11 protein-coding genes are annotated in these 11,421 nt (G+C 43.8%); 7 read left to right on the top strand and 4 right to left on the bottom strand.

The genetic code is table 11. The features are described 5' to 3' along the window. Nucleotides 1-146: 146 nt before the first annotated feature. Nucleotides 147-1,700: a YifB family Mg chelatase-like AAA ATPase gene (locus IPJ09_14255; protein MBK7372574.1), complete on the top strand. Its 1,554-nt coding sequence runs from the start codon at nt 147-149 to the stop codon at nt 1,698-1,700. A gap of 27 nt (nt 1,701-1,727) precedes the next feature. Here the strand turns inward: IPJ09_14255 and IPJ09_14250 are convergent, their stop codons facing one another. Further along, nucleotides 1,728-3,173, bottom strand: coding sequence for a glucosylceramidase (locus IPJ09_14250; GenBank protein ID MBK7372573.1), 1,446 nt, complete (start codon nt 3,171-3,173; stop codon nt 1,728-1,730). Nucleotides 3,174-3,215: 42 nt separating this feature from the next. Beyond that, nucleotides 3,216-3,608: a group III truncated hemoglobin gene (locus tag IPJ09_14245; protein ID MBK7372572.1), complete on the bottom strand. Its 393-nt coding sequence runs from the start codon at nt 3,606-3,608 to the stop codon at nt 3,216-3,218. Nucleotides 3,609-3,743: 135 nt separating this feature from the next. On the opposite strand from IPJ09_14245, the gene IPJ09_14240 reads away from it, so the two are divergent. From IPJ09_14240 to IPJ09_14230, 3 genes are read left to right on the top strand one after another with little or no spacing between them, the layout of a single operon-like run. Further along, on the top strand, nt 3,744-4,139 hold the full coding sequence (locus IPJ09_14240; protein ID MBK7372571.1) for an SRPBCC domain-containing protein: 396 nt from the start codon (nt 3,744-3,746) through the stop codon (nt 4,137-4,139). Further along, entirely contained in the window at nt 4,136-4,432 is a 297-nt protein-coding gene (locus IPJ09_14235) for a hypothetical protein (protein ID MBK7372570.1), read from the top strand. The genes IPJ09_14240 and IPJ09_14235 overlap by 4 nt, the downstream gene beginning before the upstream one ends. 52 nt (nt 4,433-4,484) lie before the next feature. Further along, nucleotides 4,485-6,086: a carboxylesterase family protein gene (locus IPJ09_14230; protein MBK7372569.1), complete on the top strand. Its 1,602-nt coding sequence runs from the start codon at nt 4,485-4,487 to the stop codon at nt 6,084-6,086. Between the two features lie 94 nt (nt 6,087-6,180). On the opposite strand, the gene IPJ09_14225 is transcribed toward IPJ09_14230, so the two are convergent. Together IPJ09_14225 and IPJ09_14220 are read right to left on the bottom strand one after the other, a co-directional pair. After that, the gene (locus IPJ09_14225; GenBank protein MBK7372568.1) at nt 6,181-7,167 is read right to left on the bottom strand and encodes a phosphodiester glycosidase family protein; all 987 of its coding nucleotides are present in this window, start codon (nt 7,165-7,167) and stop codon (nt 6,181-6,183) included. 13 nt (nt 7,168-7,180) lie between these two features. Beyond that, nucleotides 7,181-7,681, bottom strand: a complete 501-nt coding sequence (locus IPJ09_14220) for a TlpA family protein disulfide reductase (GenBank protein ID MBK7372567.1) — start codon at nt 7,679-7,681, stop codon at nt 7,181-7,183. A 67-nt stretch (nt 7,682-7,748) separates the two neighbouring features. On the opposite strand from IPJ09_14220, the gene IPJ09_14215 reads away from it, so the two are divergent. From IPJ09_14215 to IPJ09_14205, 3 genes are all read left to right on the top strand, one after another. Then, entirely contained in the window at nt 7,749-9,422 is a 1,674-nt protein-coding gene (locus tag IPJ09_14215; protein ID MBK7372566.1) for a hypothetical protein, read from the top strand. Next, nucleotides 9,423-10,244 (top strand): Omp28 family outer membrane lipoprotein, encoded by an 822-nt coding sequence (locus IPJ09_14210; GenBank protein MBK7372565.1) that lies wholly within the window; start codon nt 9,423-9,425, stop codon nt 10,242-10,244. A gap of 112 nt (nt 10,245-10,356) precedes the next feature. Then, nucleotides 10,357-11,316, top strand: a complete 960-nt coding sequence (locus IPJ09_14205; GenBank protein ID MBK7372564.1) for a galactose oxidase — start codon at nt 10,357-10,359, stop codon at nt 11,314-11,316. Nucleotides 11,317-11,421 lie beyond the last annotated feature (105 nt).

Below are 11,421 nucleotides of genomic sequence, written 5' to 3'. Positions count from 1 at the left end.
AAGAAAAATATACTTTAGAAGAATATAATTTAGATGAGCACACATTTTGACATGGAAATAATTTAGTTTATTCTAATGATGTATGCTCTTGATGGACAATAGTAATTTTCTTATTATTTTAAAGCTTTAATTAGCAATACTAAATCATGTTGGTAAAAGCACACGCGAGCGCCGTCCATGGAGTAGATGCCTTCCCTATCACGGTAGAAGTCAATGCAGGTGGTATAGTGGCTGCCGGCAAACAATATTATTTTTTGGTTGGCTTGCCGGACAATGCTGTCAAAGAAGGACAGCAGCGTATAGAATCTGCCCTGAAAAACATGGGCTACAATATGCCTCGCATGAAGATCGTAGTTAATCTCGCCCCGGCTGATATCCGCAAAGAAGGCTCTGCTTATGATCTCCCTATCGCAATGGGTATACTAGCGGGCTCGAGACAAATACAATCCACCCATCTGGAAGATTTTCTCATCATCGGCGAGCTCTCCCTCGATGGCACCTTGCGTCCAATCAAAGGAGCCCTTCCTATCGCCGTGATGGCGCAAAAAAACAAATACAAAGGACTCATCCTACCCATAGCCAATGCCCGCGAAGCAGCGATAGTATCCGGATTGCCTGTGTATGGTATCGATAATCTCCAGGAAGCCATCGACTTGATTGAAGGCAAAGTCAGAGCTCCAATCATGGTGGATATCAATGCCGAATTTAATGCTGCCGTCAATATTTATGATGTGGACTTTTCTGATGTCAAAGGGCAGGAAAATATCAAGCGCGCCTTAGAACTCGCTGCTGCTGGTGGACACAATGTAATTCTCATAGGGCCGCCAGGGGCCGGCAAAACCATGCTGGCTAAAAGACTGCCGACCATCCTTCCTCCACTCAGCCTGGATGAAGCGCTGGAGACTACCAAGATCCATAGTGTGTCCGGCATGTTACCCATCGGTGCCAGCCTGGTCACCACGCGTCCGTTTAGATCACCCCACCATACGATCAGCGATGTCGCCCTGGTAGGTGGTGGTTCCAATCCTTCACCAGGAGAAATCTCCCTCGCTCACCACGGAGTACTGTTTCTGGATGAATTGCCCGAATTTAAAAGAGCAGTCCTCGAAGTGCTGCGCCAACCCATGGAAGAAAGAAGAGTCACTATATCCCGCGCCAAAATAAGTGTAGACTACCCTGCGAGTTTTATGCTGATCGCCTCGATGAACCCATGCCCCTGTGGTTATTACAATCATCCTGATAAAGAATGCGTCTGTGGTCCCGGGGTCGTCAAAAGATACCTTAATCGGATCAGTGGTCCACTGCTCGATCGAATCGATCTGCATGTAGAGGTCACTCCGGTCTCTGTCCACGAACTATCCAATTATACATCCAATACAGAGCCCAGCAAAAACATCGTCGAACGCGTGATCCGTGCAAGAAAAATTCAGGAACAACGATATCAGAACATAGCGGATGTATATTGCAATGCACAGGTGGGTGGTAAGATGCTCCGTGAAATCTGTGAGCTGCAACCCGAGGGTGTAGCCCTGTTGCGCAACGCCATGGAGCGCCTGCAGCTGTCTGCCAGAGCGCATGACCGAATCCTCAAAGTAGCGCGCACAGCAGCTGACCTCGAAGGCAGCCCATCAATACAAAATCATCATCTTGCCGAAGCGATCAACTACAGGAATCTCGATCGCGAGGGATGGGCCGGATGATAAATTATTGTTTTGCAATATGACTTCTCACCATTCGTACGTGGCCACTGCTTTGCCGATCAAGCTGGTTTGAATTATTTTTCCACCTGCCTCGATATTAAATTTTTTAGCCTCGATGCTTTCATTCAAAACGATCAAAACTGTTTTTCCTCCAGGCGTGATAAAAGCCACGTTAGCGAGCTCATCAGGCATATTCGAATCAATTCGGATAGATCCAGGTACCACATATTTTGAAGCATGAGCAATGATATAATAAGCTACATTTTTTTGGATGTGCTCTCCATCAATGGTCAGAGACCCCAGGCATTCTGTGCAACCTCCATCCGTATGAGGTCCATATTGAATATCATTGGCCAGGTTCCATTCGAGTGCTGTCCGACTCCAATGCCGCATAGACCCGATGATCACATTTTTGATATGCCAGTTGAGGTCGCCTTCAAAATCGCTTTTGGCTCCAGTCCATTGTTCTGTAAAATATAGATCCTTGGCAGGAAAGGAGTCATGCACCCTACTCAGCGCATGGATATCACCCCCATATAAATGAAAAGCGCTGCCACTGACAAAAGGATAAGCCGAAGTGTCGCTCAGGATCTCAAGTGGAAATTCTGGTTGATCACAATTATGATCCCAGATCAGTATTTTGGTTTTTAAATTTTTAGATCTAAACAAAGGCCCCAGATGATTTTTAATAAAATTTGCTTGTTCGCGTGATGACATCAGGAGGCTTGGATTGTTTTTGTCATTTTGTGGTTCGTTCTGAATAGTAATAGCGTCAATAGTGATACCGTTGGATGCCATCAATGATATGTAGTGAGTGAGATAAAGTGCATAAGTCTCATAATATGCAGGCAACAAACTCCCCCCGTTGCTTTGAAGATTCGTTTTCATCCAGGGAGGCGGGCTCCAGGGTGAAGCGATGATCATTAAATCAGCTTGGATAGCTAATATTTCTTTTAATATTGGAATTAAATGCAGTGTGTCCCTCGATAGAGAGAAGCTTTTTAACTGAGGGTCGACCTTGCCCGGCGGTAAGTCATCGTAGCTGAAAACTTCCGGATCCAGGTCAGAAGCACCGATGCTAAGCCGCAGACAAGAAATATCAATGGAGCTATCCTTTGCCCCAAATAATTCTTTTAATATGTCGTGCCTGGTGCCTTGAGACAATTGATGCAACAATAAAGCACTGGATCCCGTGAGTGTAAACCCAAATCCGTCGACCGACTGAAATGTTTTGGTCGGATCAATATGGATGACAGGCAGTGTATCTTCCACCCTGGCAGAAAAATCAATGGATGACTGTGAGAATAATAAAGAACGATCACCGGAAGTAGTTACTACACGAATGGGTAGCAAGCCCAAGACATCACTTTCATGATGGCAACCGCAGCATAAGGATAGATACACTCCTAATATTATGATACCATGTATTGGATTTAAAAAACGAAGCGGTAAGAAAATTAATTGGCAGAACATCATCTGTTATTTATTTATCTATTCGTAATGTCCCGGCGGAAATTATACAATGATTTTATTGCCTTCTGTCTCGACTTTATATAACATCAGACCTGCAATACTTTTTGCTCTGTACTTGGCTTCTGACACTTTCTCACCCGAGTACAACTCATCCGCTGTATCATTAAAGAGTCTCAGCCATTCATCAAAATGGACATTCGTTAAAGCTGATTTTCTATGTAAGCTAATATGGACCTCCATTGCATTGCGAGTATAAGACATATCTCCTAAGAGCAGTGTACACCAAAAGTCATACAGTATCGGCATATGAGCGTCAAAATCCAGTTGTGCAACATCCACAAATATTGGTCTGAGCAGGGTATTGACTTTTATTTTTTCATAAAACTGATCCATGAGTATGATGATATCTGCTCGGGTCTCAATATCTTTTTTCATAATCAAAAATCCATCATTAAATTAAAAGCAAGGTACGGTGAATTTGGCAGCTGGTTTTTTGCAGCGTATCTTCAGTCCATTCAATTTAGAAATATGACAATAAAACATGGATATTTGTAATGATCAATTGACAGTATGAAATTTAAACTCACCACCACCATCCCAACTTCGCCGGAACGTGTATACCAGGCCTGGTTATCTTCAAAACAACATACCTCGATGACAGGTGGCGAAGCCAAATGTACCAAACGCAGTGGTGGTACCTTTACTGCCTGGGACGGATACATCCATGGTAAAAACCTGGAGTTGCGACCCAATGAATATATCAAACAATCCTGGAGGACAGTAGAGTTTGAAGAGGATCAACCAGACTCCGTCATAGAAATTATCCTGGAGGCCAAAGGAGCTGACCAATGTAAACTCACCTTGTTGCATTCGGATTTGTCATCAAAAGATAAAAAATATAAACAGGGATGGGTAGATAGCTATTTTGATCCCATGAAATCATATTTTAAATCCACCGGCAAATGATAGAATTGGTTTGCCTAAAATGTCATTCGAAAGAGGTCATGACCGGAATAGGGCTGATGACCAATACCACGGATGGGAATAAAATCGCAGAGTTATTTATTGATGAAGATCCCGACGCCATTTTTTTTAAATCCCGAATTACCTCAGCCTTAAATGCCAGGGTATGTAGTGTCTGTGGATTTGTAGAGTTTTATGCTCAAGATCCTGGAAAGCTCAAGGAGGCCCATGATAGAATAATGCAAAAGCTGGCTGGAATGATAAGTCGCGGAAAAAGCAAGTTTCCCCCTAAATAATATGATTTAAACAAATTTATTTTTTAATTGTAGACATAAACTATTTTCAAAAATGAAATTACTTTCTATATCCTTTTGCCTATTTATAATTGTACGCATCCATGCTCAGAATCCCAATGCTTTTCCAGTAAGAGCTACTATCGAACATGGGATCATTGAAGGAGATTACGATACCAAGTCCGGGATCCAGACTTATTTTGGAATACCTTTTGCCAAACCACCGGTTGGATCTCTCAGATGGAAAGCCCCGCAACCACTATCACCCTGGACTGGAATAAAACAGACTAAAAAATTTGGTCCTCGTCCAATGCAAAAACTGATCTGGGATGATATGCATTCCCGATCAAATGGCGTCAGCGAAGACTGCCTGTATCTCAATGTGTGGACACCTGCAAAACGCAACACCAAAGATCTACCTGTATTGGTGTATTTCTATGGCGGGGGATTTGTAGCCGGCGATGCTTCTGAGCCCAGATACGATGGAGAAAGCATGGCAAAACAAGGGATCGTCGTGGTCACCTGCAACTATCGATTGAATATATTTGGTTTTTTTGCACATCCTGCCTTGAGCGCGGAGACCAGTTACAAAGGATCAGGCAACTATGGATTGATGGATCAGGCTGCAGCCTTAAAATGGGTCAATAAAAATATTGGAGCCTTTGGTGGAGATCCTAAAAAAGTAACCATCGCAGGCGAGTCTGCAGGATCTATATCCGTGAGCTATATGATGGCTACTCCACTAGCCAAAAACCTGATAGCCGGAGCCATTGGCGAAAGTGGCGCTGGTATCAATCCTACACTGGCTCCTGTAGCACTGTCAGAGGCAGAAAAAGTAGGCGTAGAGTGGGCTCAGAAAGCCAGCGTCAACAGCCTGGCAAAATTAAGATCTATGCCTGCGAGAGATATCTATGAATTGTATGAAGAGTCAAAAAGGTTTGGATTCCCGGTAGTGATTGATCATTATGTATTACCTAAAACCTTACCAGAGATCTTTAGTGCCAAAGAACAAGCACAGGTACCTTTATTATTAGGATGGAATTCTGCTGAAATACCTGGTCAGGCATTTATGCAAGGTCAGGCCTACACCGACGAAAACTATAAATCGAAGCTCAAATCCGTCTATCCGGATATGTTTGAAGAAGCACTCAAAGTGTATCCTTCCGGATCCGAGCAAGAGATCGAGCGGGCAGCGACTGCGCTGGCTTCTGATCGTTTCATTGCCTATAGTACCTGGAAATGGTTTGACTTGCATCGCAATAACAGCAACCAACCTGTGTATAGATATTTATTTAGCAAATTACGACCCTCTACTATCAATTCAGCAGGGATCGTCACTCCACAAAGCAATACGGTCGGTGCGCCCCATGCCTGTGAAATAGAGTATTGTATGGGCAATCTCCGATTGATCAAAGACTTCGTCTGGATCGACGCAGATCACAAAGTGTCGGAGACCATGTTTAATTATTTTGCCAATTTTATTAAGTCCGGAGATCCAAATAGTATGGGGGCTGCACTTACATTGCCTGAGTGGCACCGCTCCATTCCAGGTGATCCCAATCCTGCTGTGATGATCATCAATACAGAATCCAAATCAGTACCTGCAACTGAGGATGCACGTTACCAGTTTTTGGATAAGACATATAAGAATAAATAGCCTGATGATGCAGACTACTTGAAATAGTCGAATTTGGATTTGAAATCATGTCCTTTTTGGAAAATAGATACACGCTCCAACATGTTCGGAGTCATTATTTCTTATTCCTCACATAAAATACAGCAGGTACAGGTCTTTGCCCCGTAGCATCTGAAGGGGTGATCGTCTCTACTCCATGGATGAGCATACAACTACTGCCCCCACCATCCAGGTTAAGTGCCTCGACACATCCCAGGTCTTTTAATATTTGTGCCTCCTGCATCAGACTCACTCCATCTGCAATGCCAGGATGCCTGCCTTCAATACTCAGGATGATGAGGTGATGATCTGAAGTATATCCCATGGCAGTACGAGGATGTTTGACATCGGCTGATTCTACAAACATTCTTTCTTCCCGATTGGTGATATGTATCTCGCCATCCTGGATAAGCACGGGGCCTCCTCCAATGGCAGTTTTCACACGCCACTTTTTATTAAAATCATGCTGATGGGCTTTTATTATATCTGCAAGGTGCTCATGAATCGAAATGGTCGAAAGTTCATTTTTTATGACAAGGTGTGCCTGTTGGAATGCATAGGGTTTGCGCCGGGTAGAATCTGCAAACAACCAGGCCACATCTGCTTTGCGGTGTCGACTGATCCCCAATGCACTTCTTAGTGGATGATAATAGTAGAGGGAATCCCTGCCACTTCCTTTGATGGTTGTAGGACCAAAAGCCAGCTGTTTGCCATGGCCTATTACTGTGTTTAGATTTTGATTGGTGACGAAAGAGAAAAACGTGCCATTGATGACCAGGAGTGGAGAGTCGAGACGGTCATAAAATTGTGATGGAGTCAATCTGCGGCCTTGCGTAGTGTCTACATCAAAGTCGAGCTTTTTGTCCAGGAGGTCTATTTTGGCAAAATATCCTCTAAATGGTGCTCCTTCTAACGGTTGATGATTATAATAAATCTCCATACCTTGAGGCAGTCCTGCTTGTAACGAGCTGTCGCGATCCCATTGCACTGATTGCCCAGTCAATACCCCAGAAAACAAAAAAATAGAAAAAAAAGAAATGCTACGGAAGTCAAACAAAATCATGACCGCAAGATCATCATTTTAAGCTGGCCATTTTGGCTTCCAGTTCTTTTTCGCTGCCAGGTACATACCCGCTTGCCTGATAGACGATATTACCTTTTTGATCTAGCATATACAGTTGCGGGATACTATTGAACCCAAGCTGTCGCTGCAGATCACTGTTGCTATCTACCAACACAGTATATGGCCATTTTTTTTCAGAGACCATTGGTTTAATCTTTGCCTGACCACGGATATCATCGATACTGATCGCCAATAGTTGGGCCCCATATTTTTTTGACCAATCCTCATAATGCGGTGCATAGGCATCCAATTCTTTTTTACAAGGTCCACACCAGGTGGCCCAAAAGCTGACGATGGTGATTTTGCCGGATTGGGTATAGGTACTCAAATCCATTACTTTACCATTGGTGTCTTTGACCTTACCATCAGGCAAAAGTTTTAAAGCAGTAGATTTTTGTGCTTGTATGGTTAAAGAAAAAGCAATAAATAATATCAAAGAAAAAGTCTTGTTCATGGATTGGAGACTGTGTTTGTGATAAAGTTGTTACAAAACTAAGGTTAAATTTGTGCAAATCATTTAAATGCTTCTTTGGTTTAACTCCATATTAACCTCCCTGTCCAAGTTGCGATTGACTAAAACTGTTTTTCTCTTCTTGTTTATTCCTACATTGATTTTTGCACAGCAGGAGGAGCATCAAGGCGTATTCAATGCATATCTCACTACCCAGGCTGGTATTTTTATTCGCGACAGCTCCATCGGAGCCAGTGGCACTCCACAGTATGATCATCAGCTTTTTGGTGGTGAAACCTGGCTTGATGCCCGGTATAGCAATTGGGGTTTTGATTTTGGTATCCGGATGGACTTTTATCAAAATAGCAACCTGATCAATCCGCAAGCTTCCTTTAATCAACAGGGTATCGGCAGGTGGTTTGTTAAAAAATCTTTTTCTAAGCTGGGATTTGAAGCTGGATATATCTATGATCAGATCGGAAGTGGCATCCTCTACAGAGCGTACGAACAAAGAAACCTGGGTCTGGACAATGCCCTTTATGGACTCAAGCTTAATTATGACATCTCACCGGACTGGCGTTTGAAAGCATTCTCCGGAAAACAAAAAAAACAATTTGAAACCTACGAATCATTGATCAAAGGACTGTCTATCGAAGGGTATCTACAGGGATCAGACTCCTCACATTGGTCCTGGGCTCCCGGCTTTGGAATGACCAATCGTACACTGGATGATGCAAGCATGAACAATCTCCTCGCAACGCTGGGTACTTATCAACCTGCAGATCAGTTTTTACCTGCTTATAATTCGTATTCATTTACTCTGTTCAATACCGTTCAGATCAAGGATGTGGGATTTTATCTGGAGACCGCCATTAAAAATGATGATGTATTGCAGGATGCTAATGGTAGGAGGTTAAATGCTGCCGGGGAGACTATACTGGGGCCAAAATTTATAAAAAAATCAGGGCATGTGATTTACGGATCGATGAACTATAGCAATGCGGACTGGGGTCTTTCTATTGAAGGCAAGCGCACTCAATATTTTGGGCTTCGCACGCGCCCGCAGGAAGGGGGTAATAATGGCCTGATCCACTTTATTCCTCCCATGTCCAGACAAAACTCCTATCGATTGCTTTCATTTTACCAGCCTGCTACGCAGGAGCTCGGTGAACTTGCTTTCCAGGGGGAAATGCGTATCACCCTCACCAGTGATTGGGACCTGCTGCTTCATCACAGCAATATTGATGACCTTCATCAGAACAAACTTTACCGTGAATATCTGGTAGAATCTACAATTACCAAGAGCGACAAGTATACTTTAATCTTCGGTACACAGCTGCAGCAATACAACCAGGAGGTCTACGAAGGTAAGCCCCAGGCTCCTTTGGTCAAGACACTGACTCCATTTGTCGATTTCACCCACCAATGGCGGGAAACCCGTGCCTTGCGCATCGATGCTGAATATATGATGACCGCCCAGGATCAGGGAGACTGGACCAATTTATTGATCGAATACAGCGTGGCGCCGCGCTGGATTTTTTCAATATCTGATATGTACAATTTAAAACCACTGCAAGGTCCCAAAAACAATTATTACACAGGAGGCGTTACTTATGCCAAAGATGCAGGTCGTGCTTCCATCAATTATGTACGACAGCGGGCCGGCATCGTATGTTCCGGAGGTATATGCAGGTATGAGCCGGCTTTCAATGGAGTGAAATTTAATCTAGAAACCAGGTTTTAAATGCAAAATGGACTTTTTTATATAGCTGTTATCTTTCAATGCTGCCTGTATAGTTGCATCGAAGTGCCGGTGGTATTGCCCACAGGCTCTGATCCTACTACTAATCAGACCACCCAAAATGTATTGATCGAAGAGTATACAGGTGTACGATGTCAAAACTGCCCGGCCGGTGCACAACTCCTGGAAGAACTCAAAACGATCCATGGAGATCAGCTCATCGTTCTTTCGATTCATGGAGGATTTTTTGCTCAACCCACCAATAAGGAAAACAAACTCACTCTGGATAATACTTTTGGTGCACAACTCATCTCCCGATTTAATCAACCTCAGGGCTATCCCTCCGCCATGATCAATCGGAAAGTGTTTGGTGGTCAATCTTCCATATTTGTCGGAGGAAGCTTTTGGCCGGGATATGTCGTGGAGGAAAAATCAAAGACCCCCACCATCAAACTGTCACTCACGCTGCAACACCTGCCTGCTCAGCGTCTTATAAATATACAATGTAGTATCTCGGGTATGAAGGATTTGACTGCTCAGTCGCTCGGACTTTCACTGGTAGTGGCAGAAAACAATATTAAAGATGCACAACTCACTCCTACCGGCGTCGATACCAACTATATACACAGGCATGTGATGAGATCCTTTGTCACCGGCACCCAGGGAGATGCCATCCAACCCATTGTCTCCGGAGCTTCTAATACATATAATTACACCACCACTTATCAGGCAGATTGGAACCCCGACCAATTGTCCATCATCGCCTTTGTCCATCAAATGGGTGGAGACAATGTAGTGATCCAGACGGTAGAGAAGAAGCTGTAACTTAAAACAAGATCTTTTTCTAAGCACTAACGAAAGCCCCTCAAACATTCCTGTACAAACATTCCTGTTCAACCCCATTTAGCTCTATCTTAGATTCTCCAATAATAACAGCATGTTTCGAATCCTACTATTTCTTCTACTCACCATCCCGAGCTTCGCTCAAACCTGGCAGCCTTTGACTACAATTAACTCCTGTACTGCCCGGGGAGAAAGTGCTCTCGCACACATTCAAAATCATATCTACCTATTGGGGAGTCGCAAAATCAGGCCTGTAGATGCGCTCGATCTAAAGACGAATACCTGGACTCCGATGCAGAGCCCACCTATAGAATTGCACCATTTCCAGGCAGTAGTTTTTAAAAAGGAGATTTGGGTTCTCGGTGCGCTGACCGGCAACTATCCACATGAACTGCCTGTCGATCATGCTTATATCTTCAACCCTGACAAAAATGAATGGAGACAAGGCCCCGCTTTACCCCAAGACAGAGTACGGGGATCGGCTGGTGTCACAGTATATAAAAATAAAATCTACCTCGTCAGTGGCATTCAAGATGGCCATTGGGATGGTCATGTCACCTGGTTTGATGAATACAGTCCCAAAACCAATACCTGGCAATCCCTCGCGGATGCACCTCATGCGCGTGACCATATCTCTGTCACGGTATATAAACACAAACTCTACGTGATCGGCGGCAGACGCACCACTGCCAAAACCAACAATGTCCTGAATATCAAAGAAGCCGCTGTAGACATTTTTGATTTTAAATCCCACGCCTGGAGCACACTGCCTGCCTCCTCCAATCTCCCTACCCTGCGCGCCGGTGCCAATGTCATTGCTTATAAAGGCCTGATCATCGTCATCGGAGGCGAAAGTGATACGCAAGTGCCTGCTCACGCTGACACAGAAGCTTTAAATATCAGGACGCTGACCTGGACTAAACTACCTGACTTACATCAAGGCCGGCATGGCACTGGGTCGGTGAGAATAAAAAATAAAATCTATATCATTGGAGGTGTAGGCAATCGTGGGGGGAGTCCGGAATTGGGGAATGGAGAGATATTGGTTTTCTGATAAAGCACAAGTAAAAAATTGAATTAAGGCTATCTCTAAATACCCTGAAAGTAATTGAAAATAATCAAAATGAATTTAGACGAGGCGATTCGAAGAAGCATAGCA

The sequence above is a fragment of the Saprospiraceae bacterium genome (assembly GCA_016709995.1).
GTDB lineage: Bacteria > Bacteroidota > Bacteroidia > Chitinophagales > Saprospiraceae > JADJLQ01.
This window is presented reverse-complemented; position numbering and strand designations above follow the sequence as displayed.